The 24,189-nt window shown below is 42.2% G+C and carries 22 protein-coding genes and 1 other RNA gene; all 23 read right to left on the bottom strand.

Translation table 11 applies throughout. The annotated features are described in order from the left end of the window. Window positions 1-3: 3 nt before the first annotated feature. Window positions 4-936 (bottom strand): aldo/keto reductase, encoded by a 933-nt coding sequence (locus IRJ16_RS00750; RefSeq protein WP_194109603.1) that lies wholly within the window; start codon window positions 934-936, stop codon window positions 4-6. A gap of 32 nt (window positions 937-968) precedes the next feature. After that, window positions 969-2,102 carry an XrtY-associated glycosyltransferase XYAG1 gene (locus IRJ16_RS00745; protein ID WP_194109602.1) on the bottom strand — a complete coding sequence of 378 codons (1,134 nt, stop codon included), beginning with the start codon at window positions 2,100-2,102 and terminating at the stop codon, window positions 969-971. A 16-nt stretch (window positions 2,103-2,118) separates the two neighbouring features. After that, entirely contained in the window at window positions 2,119-2,781 is a 663-nt protein-coding gene (locus IRJ16_RS00740; RefSeq protein ID WP_194109601.1) for an acyltransferase, read from the bottom strand. Beyond that, a complete protein-coding gene (locus IRJ16_RS00735) occupies window positions 2,771-3,940 on the bottom strand; it encodes a glycosyltransferase family 4 protein (protein WP_228079702.1) in 1,170 nt (389 codons plus the stop codon). Before IRJ16_RS00735 ends, IRJ16_RS00740 begins: the two co-directional genes overlap by 11 nt. Window positions 3,941-3,968: 28 nt before the next feature. Next, window positions 3,969-5,246 carry a hypothetical protein gene (locus tag IRJ16_RS00730; RefSeq protein WP_228079700.1) on the bottom strand — a complete coding sequence of 426 codons (1,278 nt, stop codon included), beginning with the start codon at window positions 5,244-5,246 and terminating at the stop codon, window positions 3,969-3,971. A gap of 12 nt (window positions 5,247-5,258) precedes the next feature. Then, window positions 5,259-6,359 carry an acyltransferase family protein gene (locus IRJ16_RS00725; protein WP_194109600.1) on the bottom strand — a complete coding sequence of 367 codons (1,101 nt, stop codon included), beginning with the start codon at window positions 6,357-6,359 and terminating at the stop codon, window positions 5,259-5,261. Beyond that, window positions 6,359-7,600 carry a glycosyltransferase family 4 protein gene (locus IRJ16_RS00720; RefSeq protein WP_194109599.1) on the bottom strand — a complete coding sequence of 414 codons (1,242 nt, stop codon included), beginning with the start codon at window positions 7,598-7,600 and terminating at the stop codon, window positions 6,359-6,361. The genes IRJ16_RS00725 and IRJ16_RS00720 overlap by 1 nt, the downstream gene beginning before the upstream one ends. A 15-nt stretch (window positions 7,601-7,615) precedes the next feature. Beyond that, window positions 7,616-8,680: a glycosyltransferase family 4 protein gene (locus IRJ16_RS00715; RefSeq protein WP_194109598.1), complete on the bottom strand. Its 1,065-nt coding sequence runs from the start codon at window positions 8,678-8,680 to the stop codon at window positions 7,616-7,618. Next, window positions 8,677-9,810 carry a glycosyltransferase family protein gene (locus tag IRJ16_RS00710; RefSeq protein ID WP_194109597.1) on the bottom strand — a complete coding sequence of 378 codons (1,134 nt, stop codon included), beginning with the start codon at window positions 9,808-9,810 and terminating at the stop codon, window positions 8,677-8,679. Before IRJ16_RS00710 ends, IRJ16_RS00715 begins: the two co-directional genes overlap by 4 nt. Window positions 9,811-9,842: 32 nt before the next feature. Beyond that, the gene (locus IRJ16_RS00705; RefSeq protein WP_194109596.1) at window positions 9,843-10,811 is read right to left on the bottom strand and encodes a hypothetical protein; all 969 of its coding nucleotides are present in this window, start codon (window positions 10,809-10,811) and stop codon (window positions 9,843-9,845) included. Next, a complete protein-coding gene (locus IRJ16_RS00700) occupies window positions 10,812-11,816 on the bottom strand; it encodes a glycosyltransferase family 2 protein (protein ID WP_194109595.1) in 1,005 nt (334 codons plus the stop codon). Between the two features lie 6 nt (window positions 11,817-11,822). Beyond that, entirely contained in the window at window positions 11,823-12,473 is a 651-nt protein-coding gene (locus IRJ16_RS00695; protein WP_194109594.1) for a class I SAM-dependent methyltransferase, read from the bottom strand. Further along, complete coding sequence (locus IRJ16_RS00690; RefSeq protein ID WP_194109593.1) at window positions 12,466-13,356, bottom strand: hypothetical protein; 891 nt, start codon at window positions 13,354-13,356, stop codon at window positions 12,466-12,468. The genes IRJ16_RS00695 and IRJ16_RS00690 overlap by 8 nt, the downstream gene beginning before the upstream one ends. Continuing rightward, the gene (locus IRJ16_RS00685; RefSeq protein WP_194109592.1) at window positions 13,353-14,465 is read right to left on the bottom strand and encodes a glycosyltransferase family 4 protein; all 1,113 of its coding nucleotides are present in this window, start codon (window positions 14,463-14,465) and stop codon (window positions 13,353-13,355) included. Before IRJ16_RS00685 ends, IRJ16_RS00690 begins: the two co-directional genes overlap by 4 nt. 95 nt (window positions 14,466-14,560) lie before the next feature. Continuing rightward, window positions 14,561-15,547 carry a glycosyltransferase family 2 protein gene (locus IRJ16_RS00680; protein ID WP_194109591.1) on the bottom strand — a complete coding sequence of 329 codons (987 nt, stop codon included), beginning with the start codon at window positions 15,545-15,547 and terminating at the stop codon, window positions 14,561-14,563. A 129-nt stretch (window positions 15,548-15,676) separates the two neighbouring features. After that, window positions 15,677-16,219, bottom strand: a complete 543-nt coding sequence (locus IRJ16_RS00675; RefSeq protein WP_194109590.1) for an acyltransferase — start codon at window positions 16,217-16,219, stop codon at window positions 15,677-15,679. Then, a complete protein-coding gene (locus IRJ16_RS00670; protein ID WP_194109589.1) occupies window positions 16,216-17,046 on the bottom strand; it encodes a glycosyltransferase family 2 protein in 831 nt (276 codons plus the stop codon). Before IRJ16_RS00670 ends, IRJ16_RS00675 begins: the two co-directional genes overlap by 4 nt. Window positions 17,047-17,055: 9 nt before the next feature. Further along, a complete protein-coding gene (locus tag IRJ16_RS00665; protein ID WP_194109588.1) occupies window positions 17,056-17,559 on the bottom strand; it encodes an acyltransferase in 504 nt (167 codons plus the stop codon). Next, the gene (locus tag IRJ16_RS00660) at window positions 17,556-18,872 is read right to left on the bottom strand and encodes an MATE family efflux transporter (RefSeq protein ID WP_194109587.1); all 1,317 of its coding nucleotides are present in this window, start codon (window positions 18,870-18,872) and stop codon (window positions 17,556-17,558) included. Before IRJ16_RS00660 ends, IRJ16_RS00665 begins: the two co-directional genes overlap by 4 nt. Window positions 18,873-18,878: 6 nt before the next feature. Next, the gene (locus tag IRJ16_RS00655) at window positions 18,879-19,406 is read right to left on the bottom strand and encodes a UpxY family transcription antiterminator (protein WP_228079697.1); all 528 of its coding nucleotides are present in this window, start codon (window positions 19,404-19,406) and stop codon (window positions 18,879-18,881) included. Between the two features lie 308 nt (window positions 19,407-19,714). Further along, window positions 19,715-22,090, bottom strand: coding sequence for a GumC family protein (locus IRJ16_RS00650; protein WP_194109586.1), 2,376 nt, complete (start codon window positions 22,088-22,090; stop codon window positions 19,715-19,717). A 3-nt stretch (window positions 22,091-22,093) separates the two neighbouring features. Continuing rightward, window positions 22,094-22,876, bottom strand: a complete 783-nt coding sequence (locus tag IRJ16_RS00645; RefSeq protein WP_194109585.1) for a polysaccharide biosynthesis/export family protein — start codon at window positions 22,874-22,876, stop codon at window positions 22,094-22,096. A gap of 854 nt (window positions 22,877-23,730) precedes the next feature. After that, window positions 23,731-24,100: a transfer-messenger RNA gene (ssrA, locus tag IRJ16_RS00640) on the bottom strand. Window positions 24,101-24,189: the final 89 nt, after the last annotated feature.

Genomic DNA, 24,189 nt, shown 5'->3' with positions numbered 1-24,189 from the left:
GGCTTATAATTTGGTATTGATCAGCGTTTTGGCTTTCTCAAAATTTTCCGGTGTCACGGTCAATGTTTGCACATGTCGCCAGCGGTCAACCGTATGTTGAATCTTTTTGTTATCGGACGTGGTGAAAAGGAAAGTGCCGTCATTGGTATTCATGTTCTGCTGGATCAGAAAAACATCAAGGACATGTTCTGTCGCATCAAAATTCAGCAGGTCAGAGACAGAACGCGTCAGATCTTTATCAGCAGCGAGCAAACTGCTTACCTTTTTTAGGTGTAGGAACGGACTGAAATAAAAGTTATGTTCGATGGATCGGCCTGCCGGATCCAAGTCTTTTTGTGTTGGATAACTACTGTCGGTTTGCAAAACCGTGAAGCTGCTTGGTAAAAGATACAACTCATCTTTGATCTTATCGCCGTAACTCGCAATTCCGTAATTCTTTATTAACCCATTCTTTCGATGATCATCTAACAGTGCGATCAATTCAGCATCATTGGTTTGGCCTATCGTAGCCTCATGTAAAAGTAGAAAGTCTATATAGGGCGTATTCAATTCCCGCAAAGAGGTATGAATGGATCCCCGGACTCGTTCCACCGAAAGGTCGCTGATCACAGATGAGTCAGCCAACGTGTTAGTGAGTTTTGTAGGGCCGACCTTTTTTAATTGCTGATAAGCGATCTTAGCTACGTTCTGCAAGAATAAGTTATTTAACAAAAAGCCGCCATTAGGGAACAACCCCACCTTGGTAGTAATGGTCACCTTGCTGCGTTTATCGCGTACAAAGTCACCTAAAATGCTTTCGGCTAAACCTTGTCCGTATAGCCTGGCCACATCAAAATGGGTGATACCGTTATCAAAAGCTACTTCTAAATTTCTGATAGCCTGTTTCTTGCTAAAATTTGAAGTTAGTTTTGAACAGCCGAATCCTATGTTATTCATCAGTTATATTTTTAAACAGTTAGTTTGATCGTTTAAATAACAGACTGATAGTAATCAACATATTGCTTTGTAAGTTGGTCAATCTCATAATCACGGGCAATTATGGCAGGAGCTTTCTCGCTGATGATCGATCGGGTTTTATGATCGGAAAAAGCCAATTCCAGATCTTTAGCTATCTCATCAGGATCGGTACTTGTGATCCAACCTAAGCCCTTTTCCATCGCATAGTCTGACAGACCCACGCTACTGCTTAAAAACACGGGGGTGCCGACAGAAAGCGATTCGATAACCACTACGGCAAAGTTTTCGTTGCGTGATGTAAGGGCAAATAGGTCTATGGCTTTATAAAACTCAAATTTTTGAACGTTATCTTTCCAGCCAAGCCATTGTATCCTGTCGTGGTTTTTCATCTCGACAGACAGATTTTTAAGATCAGCTATGTAATCATTTTCACCTGAGCCGGCGATCTTGAGGGTATAATTAAAGGTTACTTTAGCTAAGGCTTTGATCAGCAGGTCTAAACCTTTTTTTGGGTCAACTCTTGATATAAAACCAATAGTAAAGATCTCATTTGTCTGCCGAACTCCCAGATCAGGCGTACCATTTAAAATGACCAGATTTGGAATGATCACACCGTCCCATTTTGTCGGCAGCATTTTCTGACTTTCTTTCCATTCGTTCAGTGTAGAAACGTGTAGCCAGGTGTTAGTAAGCAATAACTTGCTCACCAAATGTAGTGCCTGTTTTTTTAATTTGTTTTTAGTGTCTAACACATAATCGCAAAACATGCCGTGTGGAGACAGTACCGGTTTAACACCCTTTAACTTACAAATGCCTGCCGCTATCACGATAGCGGGATTCCACCAGGAGTGTAAATGCACAATATCAAAACTGCCCACACTGCTGTATATCTTTTTCCAGAAACCCGGCGATAAGTGCGAATGATCTTTAGTGTATCGTTTAAAGTAGAAAACCTTAACCCCATCTATCATCACAAGTTTATCGGTCTCTACATCCAGCTCGGTCTTTCCATTGGCAGTTGTGGTATATACGGTAACATCGTGACCGTTCTTTGCTAATGATTCAGCAAGGATACTTACCACTACCACAGGTCCGCCATAAACGTAAGCCGGTTTATAGGTGGGAATTACAAATAAAATCTTCATGGATAATGGTTGCAGTTTAGTAGACAAAACCCTCTGTACGGCTAAAGTATTTGGCGGTGACAGGTATATTGCTGATCAGTTTGGCAGGTACGCCGCCGTAAAGTGACCACTCCTGATCGTGTTTTTTATTTAACATCGATTTTGCGCCAAGTACACTGTAAGCTGGTAGAGTAGCGCCACCCAGGATCACCACATTGGTGCCGACAAAAGTGTGATCGCCAATAATGATAGGAGCACTATCTTGACGATTCTCGAACGTATTGATAGAGTGTGTCAGCAATTGCGAGTTATAACCCGCGATGGTAGCAAAAGCGCCGACGGTAATGGTATTAGTGCAATCGATATGATGCTTCTTAGTAATGGCCGCGTGCTGACCAATGATCAGGTCGGCTTTACGATCTGGTTGATGTTGAAAATGCTTTGAGTCTGTAGATATAGGGAACCCGGTTATCCAATTTGATCGGCCTATGTATGAATCATTTTCCATGATAAGCTTGTCAAAATTGACCCCTACAGTAAAGTGATCGATCTTGGCATTGCTCCCCATGACCAATGTTTTCGGAAATATCCAGGATAAGCCAATACTCGCACTCGGATCAATGCTGTATTTGAACCAATACTTTAAGATCAGCCTTTTTAATGGCCATGGACATATTACCGTTATTGCTTTAATTAACATTGGTTCCCGTTGTTTTTGTAGTCCATCCAAAAAGATCGATATAGGCGTTTATCATTTCTGATGCGCCAAAACGTTCTGTATTAGTCGATCCTGCTGCAACAACTTCTGCACGTAATGTTTGATCTTTTAATGCGAAGAACGCCTTAACGTAGGCTGCAGGTTTGTTAGGGTCGGCATAAAAAGCTTTACCACCGGTAACTTCCATCATGGGTTCAATATCGCTTGTAATAACAGGTGTGCCACAGGCTTGGGCCTCGATCAGCGGCCATCCAAATCCCTCAGAAAAAGATGGGAATATAAAAGCCTCAGCGTCGGCGTATAATGCCTCTAAGGTCTGATGGTCGGGGTCGACGATAGAAACTATTTGCTCCGCTACACCTAATGACGTAGCATATGCCTTTAATTTATCATCAATAGGTTTTCCGGCAAAATAAACATAACCGCTCCAACTGTTTTTCATTAATGATATCATGTCTACCAGCAGTTTTCTGTTCTTGCGTTGCAGGTCTGATCCTACATGCAAAATGTAAGGTGTTTTGTAACCCAAGCCGGCTTTTGACAACAGTACTTTAGTGGTTGCTTTATGCTTGACCGAAAACGTATCATTAAAGCCGTTATATATAACCCTAACGTCTTGTTCAGTTTCGTTAATATCAGGGGCGAGCTCTTTCAACTGCTTTAAAGTATGAGCAGATACAGTGGCAAGCTTATTAGCTTTTTTAAGACCGTTCAAGATCCATCTCTGCAGTATTTTACCAAATGCTGATGCCGGTACTTTTGCATCTTCAAAACCCATCGCTCCACGCATGGCCAAAACATCGTGACAGGTAATACTGCTTATTTTTTTAGGTAAATGTTTTAGGTAGATGGAATTTGAATGATCGCAGATATGGAAACAAATGTTACCCGATGTAATATTCAGTTTTTGAAGTTTGATCCTTAAAGCGATGGGATATATCAGATACTTATCAATGTATCCCATCCATTTTCCCAAACCTGAGGACGTGTTTTTGGTCAGTTTACCAAAGATCGTGGCAGGCCTCCATATCTCGGAGTGATAGCCTGCCTTGTAAAAACCTTTGTCAAGCATTTGAGCAAAGCGCTCCATGCTTTCTTGTTTATCCGGTTGATAGTTACCTATCAATATAATTCTTTGCAATGTTTATATCAGCTTTATGGTGTATATGTTATTGTTCGTTAGCTGCTTTTGGGTTTAAGCAGGCAAGCATCAGGCCCGCTATCATAATGCAAAAACCTAATGATGTAGGCTGCGACCATCCACCCTGTGCGATGATCAGTAAACCGAAGCTAAGTAGCATCCAGGGTAGCAGGTCACCATCTGAGAGTTTCCTGTACGACGCCGCTATCAATTGCCATGTTAATATTATGCGCACCAAAATTACAGCCACCCCCATAAAAGGGCCTAACTCACCGATCACCCGGCCCCATTCTCCTTCGGCGATTAAAAACGTGATCTGTCCGGATAGTAACATACTGCCAACATTGGTACCCATGCCCAGTCCGTAACCTGTCACCGGCGAATCGGGCGCTTGTCCGAGCGCAGCAACAAGGCCTCCGAGGTATCTGTCCATCAAAACTCCCTCCATGCCGCCTTCGTTCTTATTAGCATCCTCAAAACGGTTGGTGAAGGCTCCAGTAGCAGTTTGGAAAAACTTGGTTTGGCTTAATGGAATGCTTATAATGCATATGCCAATTATCGCTACTACCAACTTTCCTAAATACTCCGGCTTGCGTATAATGACAAACACCATGAACATTACCGATAAAGCTATTTGGAAGAACAGACCACGACTGATGGACAACGGAATGGATAATAGCAGGCAACCGGTAGCTATTGCCAAAATTATTTTATTGAATTTCTCTTTAGCCAGCCAAAAATATAATACGAAAGGCGCTGCAAAACTATAAAACAGGGTAGTGCCATTATTAAAAGAGAAAGTTGCCGGCGGCCTAAAGTAATTTAACGCACCCGAAAATCCGGTGCCCTCTACGTCGCCGATGCCATGATTGACCCAGGCCGATTGCGGACTGTAAAATTGCAAGGTTATCAGCACCGTCATGGGTATGGTTATCCATACTGTAGCTTTACCAATATTGATAACATCTGTCCTGGCTAAAATGCTACCCATCACATATATCATCGGGAAATGGAAAAGCAACATCCGCGCGCCGTATATGGCTACAAAAAGGTTACCATGGCCAAATATCACAGCGGTGATGGTACCCAGTATGCCTACAATAAGCATTGTTACTACAAGCCCGTTGTAAGGCAACAGGTCACGCCGGGCAGCTGCTACCACTATCCATAAGGCAAGCGGATCACGTATGATAAGCAGGGGAGTAGCCAAGCCCGGTAAAAACCACTTACGTAGTGCGCCTTCAAAAAGAAGCAGCAGAAAGTAAGCCCATATCGCTTGCTTGATCTGTAGATTATTATTATCCAAAATATGAGCTAATTAAGCTTTAACGCGTATTGGACCACGCGGTATCGGCTTATATTCAGACGGCCTTTTTTTAGTGAAAGGCACTTCGAAAAACCGAAATACTAATGCAGAAGCCATAATGGTAAGTGTTAGTGCCGAAAGTTTAGATAAAAGGTTGCCTACCATGCTTTGGCGCATATCGGCCATCATAGAATAAGCTAACCACATTATCGGCATATGGCTTAAGTAAATAGAATACGACCATAAGCTCAATTTATTGACAGTAATATTAATGCTTTTTAAACTTTGCGGCAACGCGTTCAACGTACTGAGGAATGGAAGTGTAATAGCGAAACCAACAGGGACCGTTAGTAGAAAAATCGGGTTTTGTTCAATGACCTCTACAGGTGTGTGCATCAGAAATATCAACACCGCCGGTATACAAACTATCAGCGACCCTGTTATAAATAATACGGCTCGCGTTAGTTTATTTATTGTAACCATCTGTAAAACGTAAGCCACAGCCACGCCACTTGCTATAGCATCTAAACGGGCGAACGTGATGGTCCTAAGTGAGGTGCCATGATCGCTATTGATCAGCAAATATCTAATGGTGATCGATCCTGCGAAAAACAGCAGTAAAGTGATCGTAAAAGTATTTTTTGCAGTAAGCCCGGTTTTAAAAAGCACGAACAAGAATAATGGGAACAAAAGGTAGAACCATTCTTCTATACAAAGGCTCCAGGCTACCGGGTAAAAGTCAAAATGACTTTCCACTAAATTTTGACCAAACCAAAGAAACTGTGAAATGCGACCAATACCCGGAAGCTGGACATCTTGCAGATAGGCCAACAATAGCATGATCAAAAAGAACAAGAAATAGTTTGGCACCGTTCGCCACCATCTGCGCGACCAAAAATTAAAGATCTGCTTAAGATCCCAGGTATTGGTTGCAGAAAAGTTGCGCCATAATATCTGACCGATCAAAAAGCCGCTTAGGGCAAAGAACAATTCTACACCCCAAAAACCAAATGCATCAAAGCTGTTATGGCCAAAGTGAGATAGTAGCACCAGGCAAATTGCAAAAGCCCGTGCAAGGTCAAGTCCAAAGCTTCTGTTGTGGTCTTTGTTCATTATCTTTGTAAGTTGATAGCATTTATAACGGCAATCGCCAATTCTGAACCATATCTTTCCCAGGGCCGTTGCCTTGCAGTTTCCATTGCGTTCATGCCTGTTCGTTCGATCAGATCGGGTTGCTCTATTAAGTTTTCGATAGCCTGGTGTAAAGCTTCGGTGGATCCAGCTTCTATCAGCCATCCGTTGTGACCGTTCTTTATCAGGTCGATGCCGGCTGTGCGGCCAGTAGTGATCACCGGTGTACCCTGTGACATAGCCTCGGTTATCACCAATCCAAAGCCTTCAAACAAGGATGGGAATAGCAGCACATCATGCTCACGCATTAGATCCAATATCTCCTGATGGGGTAAGCTGGGTATCCAGGTATGTTTCCTCAATTCTTTATTTAATGCAACGCATTCTTCCGAGCCTTTTCCTCCTACAACGGTCAACTCTACGTAGTTGCTCAGCTTATCAACAGCAGCAAATACATTGGCAAGCCCTTTACGTTGCGATAAGCCTCCTACAAATAACAGTTTAAGTTTTTTTGATGTTCGCTCATATGTACGTTGGCCTATCACATCCGGAAAGCCGTAAGGAATCACTTCTATAGGGGCCAATTTGTTAGGGTGGTCGCTTAACGTTTTAGCGGTAAATGAGCTTGCTACAAATATCCTGTCAGCTAATAATAGCTCTTCGTCTTTTTTGGCCAGTTTGCTTTCTGAATCTTTAAATCCACCAAGAGTAGATGCCCAATCGGGCCATTTTTCTAATTCGGCCTGCAATAACGTACGGGCCGACCGCCAGTAGCCGATAGGCAGATCGTAGAAACATTGTAGTCCCTGTAGCTTAGCATTTTTGAAAGACAGTAATGCCTCGTCCTCGTAAGCGTATACGGCTTTTGCGCCGGACCGATCTTGAGATAAACTTTCCGCTACGATCTTGTCAATGCCGTTATAAATGGCATCGATACAGAACATCCCTGTCTCGTGTGTTAGCAGGTTGCTAAACCCGGCTTTCATGGCCAGCATCCGTCCAACTTCAAGCAGAGGATGTGCTACCGTAAATCGCTCAAGATCAGTGTTGAACTTTCTCCTTTTTAATTCATCGAACCCCCTGACAGATGCCAGCTTGTCCAACGGTGAATCCGGAAATATGGCTATCGATGTATGGAATGCCGAAAGCAATTGCTGTCGTAACAATCCATCGGCAACAGCTCTTGAATTTGCGTTACCCGTTGGGTGACTAAATATGACCATGTTGTAAAGGCTTGGTTATTGAAGTGATAAAGCGCTTTTCCAGCGGTCGACAAGCACCCAGTAGGCAAATTTTTGTATGTATAATTCTTTTTGAAGTGTTCGGTTGATGTTGCCTGCCTTAATATCGTCGGCCAATGACCTGATCGCAACTTTAATATCGTCGTAGTTCATACTATCGGATATAACTCTGGTAGACAGTGGGTCACAAGCGATGTCCGTAATTCCGCCTTTATCTGTTGCCAACCAAGGTACACCGGCGCTCATAACTTCTAACAGCGCTATTGGTAAACCTTCGGGGTGTGTAGATATCAAAAGATAGGCATCCAACTGACCAACTATTTGGCTGAGTTCGAACTCGCCTGAAAATGAGCCGTGATAACTTAATGACGGGTAATCGTCAAAAAATGACGCAGGATAAGCGTTCCCTTCGCCCCATATATGTATCTCTACATCTTTAAGGCTTTCATCGTTGCTTAATGAACAAAGGATATCGATGCCTTTTTCGGGTATCAAACGGCCATAATAACCAAAGACCAATTTGCCATGCTCAGAGATCTGAGTGCCTGATATATCTCTTGAAAAACATGGAATGGTCTCCACATCTCTTAAAAGCGCGATCTCCATATCGGCAGCATTCTTTGTAGAACACGCAATGACCTTGTCTGCAGTAATCAAGGCTTTTTTATATTGGTTTCCCCAGGTTACCTGATCAGACAACCCGCCTGATGTATGGTGATGATGCACCCAAGGGCCGTGGCGTAATACCAATTTAGAGAATAGGTAGATACTTTCGCCCTGCCCGTTAGTATAAAGCGCTTCGTATCGCTTAAATAAAAATCTGAACCCCGCCGCAACAAGAGCTATCAAGCGTTTCGTCGAAGAGCTTCCTTTGGATATGTAAACCTTGCGGCAAACACGTCTGTAAAATGCTTCTGTCTCGGGCAGCATTGCTGAGTTGACAATGACCAGATCTATCTCGGTCCCGGCTTCGTCCATTCTATTACAAAATTCCCTCAAATGACTTTCTATGCCACCGGTGGGCATGTGTTGCGTGCAGAATACTAATACCGTATTACTCATGATAACTCTGGATTCAGTTGATGGCTATCAACAAGTGCATTGATAAACAGATTGGCTACCACCGATACATTGATGATATACGGGGAGTGATGCCTGTTGTACATAAAGTCATCAAGGTTGTTCTCCTGATATTCAAATACGTCTGTCATGTTCTTTATCCTGAATTTTTTGTCCGGTCTCCAGGGAGCGGCCACACAGATTACCGGCAGTCCGAACTCGCGCATGGCAGCCACCGATCCGCTTTTTTCTATCAATGCGCAAGCAGTAGTAGCGATACCGAGGTCAGCTTTTGAGAATAGCTCGGCTATTTCATCTACATTACGTTCGCCAAGGTCGTTTACGGTCAAGCCATGACTTTTGAATTGCGCCATCCAATCAGCTTTTTCAGGACCGCTTCGGCCAATAATATTCAAGGTGACAAGCACGTCGGCTTTTTTTGAGTACTGCGCCATATCTGCCGCAAATTGCACTATTGGCGCATTGGGATAAATCGATCCAAAATGGACAAGGTTGATCTGTTTACTGTCAACTATGTCGGTCTGTGAATCTTTTATTAGCGGAATATTACCAAACAGTGGTAATAATGAAGCCGTATATCCTGCATCCCATAACTGGGCTTGGTAAAGATGGGTTTGCGTATGCATCTTTGTTGGCTGCAACACGCTGATCATATTTTGGATAAGTAGTTTTTGAAGCGTACCCCATGCTCTTAATTTAAAGGACGAGTCAGACTTCATACCCACCCACAACTCATGGAACATAATGTGCCAATTGGCAGCAGGGAATGCCGAACGTAATTTTTTTCCTAAGGAGAATGTAAGTCCTCTTTTATCAAAAGAGAAAGGAACAAACTGCAAACTCAACCGATCCGGTCCGAATGCTGTCATCCACGTTTTTAAAACTGCTATTTTATTGTCTATATGCTCTACTGAGGGCAGGCGCAAAACCGGGATATCGACGTTTGTAAATTGTTGGACGCCTGTAAACGGCATTGTAATATGCTGGTCATTGATTGCAGCTATTACCACCTGATGCCCCATTCTGATCAGTTCTGAAGAGAATTTCCGTACGTAGTCGCCAACACCATCTTTCCCTTCTTCAAGCGAGCCGCAAATAAATCCTATCTTCATCTATCTCTTTCTTTTGCTCTTTATAAATGTTGTTAACCGCGTTTGTAGAATCTGCCAATAAACGCTGCCAGTTTTAAAGCGATCGAATTGTATGATATCGTTGATCGCGTATATAAATTGATCGGCGTATTAACCGATCGCCAATATTCCCGATCCACATTGCGGGGTGTGTAGCCATTTAAAGCTCTTAGTAAATACCCGCCATGCCAGGGTTTAAATGAACCTAATGAGTGGGGCAACACACCTATGCCGGGTTTAAAACCCATGGCATCTTTGCCCATGTAGGATACTTTGCCATCCCAGGTTTCGATCGTGATGTTTAAAGCATCCTGGTCTGTCCTGCTGAATGGGTTAAATCGTTCCTGCTGACCTTCGGGCAATGGCTTGCCTGCAAAAACCGAGTTATTTAATCCGCCGATCGCATCGGCCATAATATCTTGAACGTTTTTCCAGTTTCCTAAGAAGCCTGCGTCTTTAGCTTCCAGCCCTATAAAACCTCCGTTAACATAGACACTGTTTTTAAATTGCAGCGTGATCGCGTTAGTTGCATAATGTTTTCTCCAGGCGTCCCGGCGCGGGTGATGCTCTGATAACGGAGAATTTACATCCTCACACAAACAGATGCCCGCGCTTACCCATTGCTCAAAAAAGGACCAGGGAGTGGTTACCACAATATCCGGGTCGAAGTAAAAGATGCTATCAGCATTTTTAGCAGGGCCGTTAAGCAACTGCAATAGCAGATCGGGTTTATAATTGGTAAGATGCGAGTTGGATCCAATTTGTAAAAAATGAAGTTGCAGCCCACCTGCAACTTCTACTATTAACCCATCCTCACATAAAACATCGTTATTGTTTTGATAGTCGGTTACCCAGGCAGGTAACTTGCCTTTATATCCGGCATAAATTGTTCCTCTAAAACCTTGCGCGTAAAGCGAATTTGACAAAGCAGCCAACCCATAATGGTAATCGCCCTCAAATAATGTACATATTGCAGACCGCATTTAAAACGAGTGCCGGGAATTAGCGAACAGTAATTTTTTAAGTTTACGCATGGTCGGGATAAATATCGACGGCACCATTCTGCTCATCACGTTGTATTTCCAAATGATGCTCCAACGGGGTTTTATCTTAAAAAATACGCCGTAAGCATAATTAAAAATGTCCGCGCCGTTCTTGTGATCGTACGATTCTTTAAAAGATATCTTTCTGGTCGCATGCAGCAAGCGGTATATCTTGATAATATCTCTATCGTAACTATTCTGGGTTAAGTAATCCAGTACGGAAGCCGAGGAGTTTAGCAGCCGTTCCTGGTTTTTGGCCATGTTCTCTTTAGAGAGATTTCTGTTAGAAAAATTACCACCGTGTACCCGCCAGGTAGAAAGCGGCCTATTAATGAAGTAGCTATTACCAAAGGGCAGTAGCGCGAGCAATAAAAATTCATCGATAAACATATCAACGCCTGCCGGTATGGTAATCGATCTTAAGGTTTTGGCCCGTGCAGCAAAGGTTGACCCTCCGCCAAAAAATATATTGTTATTGTATAAACGTTGCAGTAAAGCCGATCCGTCAAAGGTCCTTTCTAATAGGTTAAGCGGGATCTTTTCGATCTCTACAGAGCCATCTTTTTCGTATAATAGTCTGTTGGGAGTGGCTACATGCACTATTTTTTCGTCCAGTTCAAATACGTTCACATAGGTTTGTATCTTATCTGGAAAGAAATGGTCGTCGGCATCCAAATTAAAGATGTATTTGCCTGTGCATTTTTGTACCGCCTGGTAGGTGGCGCTTGCTTTACCGTGATTCTCCTGATAGTGATATTGTATGATGCCACTATCAATATATTCTTTTAAAACGTCGTTAGTATTATCTTTCGATCCATCATCAACAACGATGATCTCTATATTGCCGATACCGTAAGTTTGCTTGATAACACTTTCAATAGCTTCTAAAATAAAACGCGCGTAGTTATAGGTAGGGATAATAACAGAAACTTTAGGAACAAGCATATACGCTTAGATTTTGTTTTTAGCAGTAAAAACGAACTGAAATCCGAACAAGCCCGGGAAGAATTTTAAAAATTGCTGATCAGCTTTAGCACACAGTCCCGGCGCGATCTTGCGCAACGATAGGAATGGAAAATTACCGTATGAAGCTTTGGATGTTATGTTGAGCCCTGCTTTACTGATCATTTCTTGTGCAGATAACCAGTCAAAAAATCTAAAATGCGTCACGTCCATCAGCCCACCTATTTCTGAATACTTAAAATTTCCACGCAAAAAACTAAAGCGTTGTTTAAACTGCAGCACGTTAGGCAGAGCAACGATGATCGTCCCCCCCGGTATCAGATTTTTGCTGAAGTGTTTTAGAACATTACTTGGATCTAAAGTATGCTCAAGGATGTGAGAAAATATCATACAGTCGTATCGGCCGCTTAACATTGGTAACGATCGGTTCAGATCAGCCACTATGATATGACCCAGGTGAGCAGCTGCTATAGAACGTTCATCTTCAGAATAGGTAACGCCATCGATCTGCATTTGCGGATACTTGGCTTTCAATGCTTTTCCCATTTCGCCGGTACCGCAACCGATATCCAGTGTTTTGGTAGCCGTGGACGGTACCTTGTTGAAAACCTCAACGTTAAAAGCCTGATAGTTAAGCATGATCTTGTTTAATTAGTCCGGCTTGTTTAATATATTTATTACCGCAATGCTGCACCTCAAAATAGTTGATGTTGCGAGGGTGGGGTTTAAGGAATTTGAAATTCTCTAACAAAGAAAATGTTGCAGCCGACTCCAGGGGGCCGAATGCTACGATCTTACTTTTCCACTTATAACCGGATGCGATCCAGCTGTTTAGTTGCTTTTTGGTTAAGCAATACCAAGCAGCATGGGGGTTCTCATAGGTACAGTATTTGACGTTTTCTATTTCTATTGACATCGTGTCATTATGATGATAATGCGCAGTTGATGTTCCGTAAGTAGTTGTTTGATCTAAATAGTATTTAATGCCTTCACTATATTCAAATCTATGAGGCAGAAGTACGTATTCGTTATTGTCGATAGCTGTGTTAAACGCTTTGATCTTTTCCAAGAACCAACTATCGTTTATCAATATGTCGTCCTCTAAAAAGAGAAAGTGATCGTAGCTATCCTTTTGCTCCTTAAACACTTCAAAAGCGTCAAACTCTACAAGCATCGGATCTTGTTGATGTGATAAATGGATCTGCAGATCGAATATTAAATAGGAGGGGAGCAGGCTATGCAAAGAATAACCCTCTTTGGTTAATATTACTATACGGTGCTGATAACCCGCTATTGAACTTTTGATGCTATCTAAACATTCTTTAAGTTTTTTAAGACGGTCGGCTTTATTGGTAGTTGCAACCGGTACAACATGAGCAATAACTATCAGGATACTTTCGTCGCGTTGTTTTAAGTTGACTTTTTCACCAAGTTTCCTATCTAAGTTAAAGTTCTTTTGAATGGTCCTGATCTGAAAATAGGTTTTGACCCGTGACAGAAGCGCTAATAAATGAAATATCATATTTGCTTAGCCGGGATGTTAGACCCAATAAAGTCTACTACTTCAGCAGAAACCTGTTCCCACGTATGGTTTTTAATATAAGCGCGGGCACTATCGCCGATCTTTTGAGTTCCCTCAGCATCGTGGTATCTTTCGGATAAGATCGAGGCCAACTTAATGCTGTCGCCAACCTCAAATAAAAATCCATTCTGCTGATCTTGGATGGTATCTTTCTGTCCGCAACAATTTGTGGTGATGCAGCATTTTCCAACAGCCATCGCTTGTAATAAACTCAATGGTTGGCCTTCAGCATAACTGGGAAGTACGAACACTGATGACATTCCGATAAGATCCATCTCGTCAGCTGCTTTAAATCTGCTTACTATCTTAATGAATGCATGCAATTCCTTGGGCCAATCTTTTAAAACGGCTTCAACCGTAGTGCCCGTACCTATTAAAACGTAATTTACCTTTAAACCCTGATCTGAAAGGATAATTGCCGATTCTATCAACGTTTGGATGCCCTTGCGTTCGATCCAATTGCCGTTGAACAACACCGTAAAAATAGCAGGAGGTGTTGGTCGCTCTACTTTAAGTGCTTCGGGACTAACGCCATTCTTGAAAACAAAAATGTCTTTTTCCTCGCGTTTATAACGCTGCATTACATAACGCTTGTCATCGGTATTGATCAGCAATAATTTTGACGCGCGTTTTAATCCTCGGTCACATCCGAACAATCTCCAGGCCGGGAAAAACATTCTCGACTTTAAAGATATATTTAGATTCTTTGACGGTATTTTACCATTTAACCTGTCTTCCCAATAGCGGCGTTCAACACCATGGCTTTCTAAAAAACAAGGGATATTGTCGCTTTTAAAATAACCGGCTAAAGGTTCGTGAACGATAAAGGCAGAAGCAGTGATGTTCAGCTTTTTATAATATTTATAGGCCTGGTAAGCAAAAAGGGCAGGTAGCTTAGAAATACCGATCTCATCCGGACCGATATGGATAAACTGAAACCCGGCATCCTCAAAACTTTTTTTCCAATAGTACTCCACGCGCCCCATCCCGCTTTCTTGCGAAATGTTAACCTCCGAGATATGGACAATTATCTTTTTGTTTAAAGCCATTGTTATCTAACTGTCTAAATTGGTCGGCCATATCATGAACTTGATGGCGGTTAGTAAGCGGTTGATCATAGGATCTGTTCCGTTAAAAAGAGCGATCACTTGTGCGTTTTGTAGAATTTATAAGCAGCATCTATGCAACGGCCAATATATTTTACAAAAGCGCCTGGCCCCTTGATTTGGTCAGATAGAGGACTTGCCATTCCATCATGTATGGCAGCAAGCCGGGTTCGTTCCCAATCGTGATCCCAAATATCATCTAAATGAAATTTCTGTTCGCCGTATATTGTAAAAAACTTAAGCACTTCATAGTCGTGCCAAGAGTTTTCGGGATCAGGTAGATGGTGCAAATCCAAACCCATTGTTTTATATCCATTCAACCAACTTTCAGGTGTTAATTGGTTGTCTACCTCACCACCTATATTATTGACTGCAAAAAGCGCCGGATAATTGCAACGTCGTAAATAGACCGGCGTCAAGCGTTTTATATTTTCAATTACCGAATAGTATCTGAATTTTGCTGACCGCACATTAGGCCTTGTACATGTAAAATGCATAAACTTAATATTCAGAACAAGCAGCATTGTGCCATTAATAGGGTTATATGGAACACGTGCAGCATGCGTTTTTGTAAGCCAATTTGCTCCGTCGTCAACATATGCTAGGCCTGTATAATTGTCCTGATGCCTTAAGCATGTGGTCAATCCTGCCAGAAGATCGGGTTTTTCGAAAAATATTGTTGTACCGGGTCCGACACTTTTGATTATTTTCCAGTCGCCGCTTTCTATACCGTCCCGCGCAATTATCTCATCTGCATCCAGGCAAAAAATAATGCGTTTGTCGTCAGGGAATAATTTTCGTGCCGTTTCAATCAATAGAACTTGCCGCTCTGCTTTACTAAATTCTGCACTACTATTGTCTATGACGGTAACCTTCGGAAAATTTGCACAAATAGATCTGCTCGTATCTGTCGACAACTGATCAGCAATGATAATGGCATCCGCAAATTTGCAAGTAGCTGTCAAAAATTCGTTAAGTATCCAATCTTCATTCTTTACCGGTGTTAGTACGATTATTTTTTCCACGATCTTGTATCAGGTCTATTATTCATGAGTTGTTAAACTATGCCCGGTAGATTGGCATGCTTAATGTTTTATTAAAAGGTGAGTGAAGTGCTCAGTTAATTGCTATGAACGAATAGGAATCTGATCTTTTTATTTTCGGTATGCAATCACCTTTGCAGGCACGCCAACAACTACTGCGTAGTCAGGCACATTTTTGGTTACTACAGCGTTTGCGCCAACTACCACGCCTTTACCTAAGGTAACGCCCGGTAATATGACGGAGCCGGCTGCTAACCAGCAATCCTCGCCGATCACAATGCCGATCTTGTCAAGATCGATGTCTTGCTCATGGATCAGCATGGCTTTGCTTTTATAATTATGATTGGTCGATATCAGTTTTACGCCTTGCGCGATCATGCTATTAGCACCGACAGAAATAATTGTCCTGGTTGCCCTTAGCGTAGAATAATCGCCAATGAAAACACCTTTACCTATCTCAATGATGCCGTCATCATCTGCATACAAACTGACGTAATTGTTGATAACCACATTCTCCGCAAGATCGATCAGGCTTTTATCACGTGCTCTAAAAAACGTGTATTTGCCCACGTGGATACTCGCGTCAAGGTTATTTGTCCTGACATTTTTGAACGCGTAAAGCAGTAATGCTTTTTTGATAATTCTCTTTATCATGCCGGCAGGTTATTACTGCGTTTCCACTGTTTGCTGTATTGGATCGTATGATACAACTCCGAAAAAAGCAGCAAGAACGCTTTCAAACTGGTCAGGTTTTTAGGGGCGTGATAGATCGCGTTCAAACGAGCGCGGATCACTGTTTTTAATAGTGTGTTAATCGTCTTAGGCTCGCCAAATTTTGAGTGGAAGTATAACCAACTTTCGTGACGTTGCGCCAATTTTTTAGGGCTTGCTACTGGTCGCGGTGCATGATATACTTTAGCATCCTTAGCAAAAAGGATAACCGAGCGTTGGCGTATCAGGCGTTTATTAAGGTCGTTATCTTCTAAATTAGGGAACTTGTAATTTTCATCAAAGCCATCCAATTTTTTAAATACACTGGTCTTTATGGCAAAATTGCAAGACCATAGGTGGCCTCCGGTCACATTGACAGGTGCAATGTAGAGCAGTTTTATCTGTTTATCGCTGTATATAGATCCTTCTACAACCTCACATTTAGGGTTTGTTCGGATGATATCGTAGTAAGCTTTAAGCAAGGTGCTGTGCGGCACACAATCGTCATCCAAAAATATTAACCAATCTCCTTTAGCTTGCTTTGCGCCATTGTTTCTGTTTGCCGCCGGGCCTTTACACGGGCCTTTTGACCAGGTAGCCCAAGGGAAGCTTTGCTCTAATAAGTTCTTGGCCTGTTCGTCCTGACTATCATCGGTAACGATCACCTCATACTCAAAACCGTCAGGTTTTTGGGCATCGGGACTTAACTGACGCAGGCAATCGCTCAACAAAGCGTTGCGATTACAGGTTGGGATGATAATGGATAACAAAGTCGTAAATTAAAGGGTAGGAAGATCTATTTTCTTTAGCAACCGGGCCGGATTACCTGCCCATATCTCGTTCTCGGGTATATTTTTAGTGACCACACTGCCCGAACCAATGATGGAGTTATTGCCGATAGTAACGCCGGGCAATACACATACATTCATACCGATCCAAACGTTGTTACCGATGATCACTGGTTCAGAAAATTCATGATCGCGGTGTTCATCCCGCCTGCGGTTATCAGATACTTGTATGTGATTATATGAGGATATGCCGCAATTGCTGGATATCAAACAATTGGCCCCGATCCTTACGCCGAATGTAGCGTAGATAGTGGTGTAAGATGAGATAGAGGTATTAGCACCTATCTCCATCATTTGCGGCACAATAATATGGCAGGTGTGGTCAATAGCAACATTATCACCGCATTGCAAAAGGCTCGACTTTAGTCGGTTTATCTTCTCTTCTTCGTTGCGCCGTTGCATCGCAAAATATACCTTGTAAAAAACGTTTTTCATGATAGGTCTGTGTCTGTAATCTCAGGCTTTATTTTGGCGATCTTAATTATGGTATAAGCCACGCTCACCGCTATCTCAATGGTCGATATAAAGATGTTGAGTAGTAATATGCCCTTCAATGTTGATACATTGATCAATACGGCGCCTACAGCAATTATGGCAATGTTAAATGGTATAATGAACAATGGGTTCATTGCCCAGCCCCGGTTGGCATAGAGTGAGTAGGAGATACCCGCCATCAGGCTAAGGCAACTACCTAATATGCTTAGTATCAATTCGATCTTAAGGTCAGCGTAGCCAGTACCCAATACCCATAATATTTGTGATGGGAAAAGGTAAACAACGCTGATAATGCAGATACACAGTGCCAATACTCCTGATTGTATCAATAGATATTTAGGCAATAAAACCTGCTTGCTATTTGTTAAACGGGCAAAACGAGGGGCAACCAAAGTGCCAAAAAGTACGCTGAACAATGTCAGCATTACCGATATGCGTCCTAATGCGCCTGCCTGCGCAACGGCGCTTGTGGTGCCGAATATAGATATCAACCATATCGTAACCTGACCGGCTAGGCAATAATAGAGCGCACCGGGGAGCAGCTTTTTTACAAGCTTTAATATCTCTTTTTCTACAGCCGGGTCGCGGATCTGGTCAGGCTCGGCATAACTGACCGAGATCTTTCTTAACTTAAGATTGGCCCATATCTGGGGAAAGCCCGAAGCAAGTATTGCGACCACTGCCCATGGGAATATAAATAAGGTAGTTACTAATAAGATCAATCGGCGGATATTGGTACCGATCTGTATCTTTTGAAGCGGCTTGATGTCCTGCGTTAATTTGGGTGCTATCTCCAACAACTCGCCCGATAGGGACATTAAGAACGCCGGGATGATAGCTACCACGATCAACCCGGTCATTAACCAGCTCGCATCGTGATGTCTTAACAAATACATCAAGATCGGTATGGCGATGGCTAAACTTACTACGGCGAATCTTTTTCGCAGATAAAAACCGGTAGAAAGTACGCTACCCAATTTTTGTCTATCAAGCCAAACTTTGCCCCCTTGAGACATTACACCCATTGCAATGCCGCCATCAGCAAGTACCGTCATGGTGCCCAGCATCGTGTTGGCCAGGGTGTATAACGCGTATTCGCTTGTGGGTAAGGTCCTGATGATGAGGATGCCGCTAACAAAGGCAAATATCTGGATAAGCACCTGTGCCGATCCTACAATGGTAACAAGCGTACCATAAGTTTTCAACTTTCCGTAAACTTCGCTTGCGGCAAATTGCCTTATAACGCCTATCATATAGTGCTAAGCGACATTTTTACTGAGTAGCTCAAGATCGTCTTTATCTATTGTAGCCATCATCTGATAACCTAACGATGGAAGATCTACTTTAACCGTCTTGTTAAATACTTCGGTGATAACACCCTCCTGAAAAAGTAGAGGGCCGCCTGTTATTCTTACGATATCGTTTTTAGAGAAATGCTTTTTCTCGATGCTCACGTTATCGTACTCTTTTAAAAACATCTTAATGATGTCTATTTCTTCTTCTTTGATCACCGCCGGTCTTTGCAACCAATAAACAAAGTTGATCACTCCGTCTATCTCTCTTACCTTAAGCATTTCTTTGTCTGTTATCTTCACAAAGATGTAGCCCGAAAACAATGGCACCTCGATCACCTTTTTACGATCGCTCCATTGCCTTACCACTTTGGTGAACGGACAGTAATGTTCTACTTGTTTATCCGCGAGCTTTTGAATGATCTTTTTTTCATACTTGGGCCGGACATATGCAGCCAGCCATCTGGACTGTAAGTTTCTTTCCGCTATCATCATTAGTTTGAAAAATGTTTTAGTGTGGGTGACAGATACTTTGTCGGATCTGGTTGCCTTGTATAGCTTCGCTAATTAAGTCACAGTGTGCTTATTATGGCGATGTTATATTGGGTTCGTTGCCTTGTATAGCTTCGCTAATTAAGTCACAGTGGACTTATTTTAGCAATGTTTTAAAGGCAATGTGGTTAGTTATCGGCTCAACTAACAGAGTGTAATATGCAACTAAAAGGTTGCTGCGAAGGATATGTTGTTAATTATCGGCTCAATTAACAGAGTAGTATGCAGTGCTGCCACTGCCTTGTATCAATTTAAAATCTCGAGAAGAAAGTCTTCCAGTTTGAATGGGCTTTGGTCGTTTTCTCGTTGTTATAGTAATTGCTGTACAGGTTATAGCCGTAGCTATATTTACCTTCTTTTTCTACGCCGTTAAATATGATATTCATATTCGGTAGCTTTTTTTCGGCGTACGTCCGTTTTATAAAAGCAAGTTCCGAGCTTGGTGTAAAAGCTTGTCTCACCACATATAAGGTCACGTCGCAAAGGTCGGCCAGTATCATCGCATCGGTAACCAAATGCACAGGCGGCGAATCGATCAGGATATCATCGTATTCCAGCTTTAGAAACTCGATGAGATCGGTCATGCGGTTGGTCTCTAACAATTCTGATGGATTTTCCGGTATCGCCCCGGTAGTGATCACATAAAGATCCGGATGCAAGGCAGTGGGTTGGATGATATCTGACAAAGTTGCTTCGCCGTTCAAGTAACTTGTTAGCCCCGCATGCTGGGTATCCAAATTTAATATCTGGTGTATCTTTGGTATCCGCATGTCCAACTCAAGCAATATGGTCTTGCGTTTAGCTGCAGCAAGGGTCACCGCTAAATTTGTTGCGACAAAACTTTTTCCTTCACCGGCAATGCTGGATGTAAAGAGTGTTACCCTTCCCTTAGGTTTTTTATTGTGCAGGTAATTGAGTTTGGTCCGCAGATCCCGAAATTGTTCGCCTATGATATATCTCGGTTTGCTTAGTATCATTTCGGGCGAGCTGCTATCATTCTGCATGATCTCGGATATCACAGGTGCCTTAGTGTAGTTTATGATGGAATTTTGATTAATGATCACGCTACTCACCGCATCCCGCGCTAAAATAAGGCCCACCGGTCCGGCCAGTGCGAACATAAATGCCATAGCGATCACCAAATTATTTTTTGATGATTTTAATCCGCCAAAATTAGCGGTCTCGACCGTGGTCGCTGCCGGGATAGTTGCTGCGTAATCAAGGGCTACTTCCTCGCGTTTTTGAAGCAGGTATTCGTATAAATTTTCTTTACTGCCCTGTTGTCTTTTGATGCCGACCAACTGGCGCTCCTGACCCGGTACGCCTTTTATGGTGGACTGAAATCTGGAATTGTTGCTAAGTAATTGCCCTTTGATAGCTGTGAGCGAGGTTCTAATGCTACCAACGCTTTGCCGCAAAGCTTCTCTGGTCGAGTTGATCTGTCTGTTTAAAGGTACGAATATTGGGTTGCCGGCGGGAGTGGTGGCTAGTAATTTGCTTTTTTCTAACTGCAGGTCGGTCAATTGGTCAACCAAATTAGTTAAAGTTTGGTCGGCAATACCAATGGTCGACGGTGGCGACTCCCCATCGCCGATACCTGAGTTGATATAACGTTCGATATTTCGCACTACCTCAAGCTGCACATTGATCTCATTTAAACGCTTATCGTTGTCCTGAAAATTGTCTACCGAAGCTTTTGAATCGGCCGCGATATCAGTAAGTCCACGACTGCTTTTAAATTCTTCTACATTTCTTTCCACGCCATTAAGTTCACCTGTAAGCGAGCCTAAACGGGCATCAATAAAATCAAGTGTATTTTTCGTTGCTCTTTTTTTAGCTAAAGCAGCTTCTTTGTGGTATTCAGTGATCACCTGATCCAGAACGTTGATACCTCTGCCCGGCGCTTCGTCCTCTATGGTCAGGTAAACTATCGGCACGTTCTTATCCGGATTGGCCATTTTAAGCTTAGTCAAATATTGATCAGCGACCTGGTTAGTATCTGCAAGCGTTATCATTATTGATCGGCCGATAAAGTTTTTTACGTTTTCGGTGGCAGTTAAGTGCCATCCGCCAACGTTGTTCTTTACAGGTTGACCAAATCCCAGTTTAGGGCCGTTATTTGTTCCTGAAACTACGTGATAGCTATCGCTATCATCGACTACTATGCTGATCGTGCCAGTAGTGTATTTGCCAGGATCGGTCAACTCAAATTTAACAGGAGATTGTCCGTAAAGATCTTTGCTTACGTATTTACCTTTTTGTTGATACGTCACCCACAGTTGCAAGTTGTTCACGATCTGCAACATGGAAGTTTTTGATCTTAATAACTCTATTTCGCTCTCGACACCTTTAGGCTGTTCGGTTTCGCTAAGTTGTTTTAAAGCGATCTCTTCGTTAGTTTTAGTGGTGTTATCCTTGATCATTAATTTGGCATTAATGATATAGACAGGTTTGGCATGTAAAAGGTAATAGAACGCACCTGCACCACTCACCGCCGCGAATATCAAAAATAGGGGCCAATGGTATAAATACCTCCTTAATGTAGCTTTCAGGTCAAATGGCTGTGGCGTCATCTTAGTTGTATCATCGAATTGTATCGGCTGTATATTATTGATCTCTGTATTCAAACCTTAGTTCTTTGTAAGTGCAAAAATGATGGTCAGGACAGAGACAATAGAAAGTACTATAGGCAACGTACGGCTGGTAGGGCTCACGGTAGCGTATTTCGCTTTGCCGGGCTCTACATATAATACATCGTTATTTTTTAAGTAGTAATATGGCGACTGCATCACGCTGCTATTGGTCAGATCCAATGGAATGATCTTTCTTTCGCCGGCAACTTCACGTATCAATACCAGGCCATCCCTGTTGGCAGTAGCGGCAAGGTCGCCGGAGCGACTGAGCGCTTCTAAAACGTTGATACGGCTATTTGGAACATCAAATACCCCTGGATGAGCGACATCCCCTAAAACAGATATCTTAAAATTTGAAAGTTGTATGTTTACAAAAGCGTCTTTTAAATATGGCGCGTACTTGGGGATAAGTAGGTCATGTATTTGTGCTGCAGTGGAACCAGCTACTTTGATATTACCCAAAACCGGCATTTTGATCATCCCTGCATCGTCTACAAGGTATCCTTGGCTTGCGCTGGTTGTTTCTTTTGTAGTAGGGGCGCCCGTGGAACTGTTATTGAACGCCGCGGTAGCTGTAGGATTGGCGCTTGACACGCTTATCTGTAAAACATCGCCGGGTTGCACTACAGAGGCGTTGTAATTATCTATCGTTTGGGTCTGGATCTTAGATCTGTCTACATCCTGGAAGTATACTAAACTTCTGGATGACTTGCACGATGTACCTATGGCTACCAGAAAAAGGCAAATGATCGATAGGTTTAATGATAGTTCTTTTTTCATTTCGATAGTTGAATACGACATCGCAAACCTATCAATATTTCAATGAAATAAATATTCTATTGCCTTATTTTCAACTATTTAACAAATTATTGAAAATTTGCTAATCATCATGATTGTTTTAGGGAATGTAACTATTACGAAAATTTTATTTAACAAAGAGTTTAACCGTTAAAATTTATTATACTGATATTTTTAATGATAGATCGGCATGTAAAAGTGTTCAATTTACACTAAGATATTATTCTATTCCTTTGCGGAATGATCGTTCCAGCGGTCGAGATCGCACACTGTTATTAACATTTCAATACCTAAAAACGGCATAAAAAATTGGATACGCGAATGTAAGCCCTAATAAGAGAGCAGAAATTGATCTTTTGGGTAAGATCTGTAAGAAGCTCAGGGACTATTAGCGAGCCAGAGAACCTGTGAAAGATGACGGAGAGACCTCCTCTGAATAGTTTGGAGTTGGGGTAGCTAATACATAAGACGAAGTTTCGGCGCTTATTAAGGTGATCTTAGTGCCATACATAGGATGCTCTACCTTATCGCCAATTATGTTACATTTTTGACACGTTACCCGGCTATGTTTTATAGGCTGCATACCAATGCCACCATCGGTTTCAAAGTAACTGTCTGCAATTACTTCCCACTGATGTTTATGAGTAAATAACGACTTAAAAAAGTTTAGCATCGAATCAAATTTAGTACTGCTTTGTTATACGTGAAGTTATAAATAATGTTCGATTAATTATACGATTTGTTTGATCTGGTAGTCGTAATGGTGATTATCAATATTTCTATTAATAAAAAACCGTTTTAAATAAAAAGGAGATGCTAGAACAGCATCTCCTTTTGGGTGGAGCCGGAGGGATTCGAACCCTCGTCCAAACATGGTATAAGGTAAGCTTTCTACATACTTAGCTTGCGTTTAATTGTCGGGATATCAGAAGGCCGGTCGCTTGCCTATACTATTATCCGTAGGTACTTTATCTCGCCTGTTTGTAATACCATCAACGGGCCAGTTCCAATTTTCGATGCCCCGGTTGCCGATCCATTGGGACGCAAAACCGGCGGGACAAAAGCTATGCTAATTCTAAATTAGGCAGCTAAGGCGTAGTTATTTTCGCCATTTGTGGTTTTGAATGTTCAGATTAACGTGCTAATACATACAATGCACGGTATGCTTACTTACTTATCTCCATCCTGTCAATTCCGGTCGACCCCATTTTTTTGGAAGTCTTAAGTCGAAAGTCCTAAGTCTTGAATTAAGTTACAACAAATATACGAGATCTTATCCGATACTTATACAATGC

This window comes from Mucilaginibacter myungsuensis (genome assembly GCF_015222005.1).
Taxonomy (GTDB): domain Bacteria; phylum Bacteroidota; class Bacteroidia; order Sphingobacteriales; family Sphingobacteriaceae; genus Mucilaginibacter; species Mucilaginibacter myungsuensis.
Note: the sequence above shows the minus strand (reverse complement) of the source record. Positions and strands in the feature narration are given on the sequence as shown.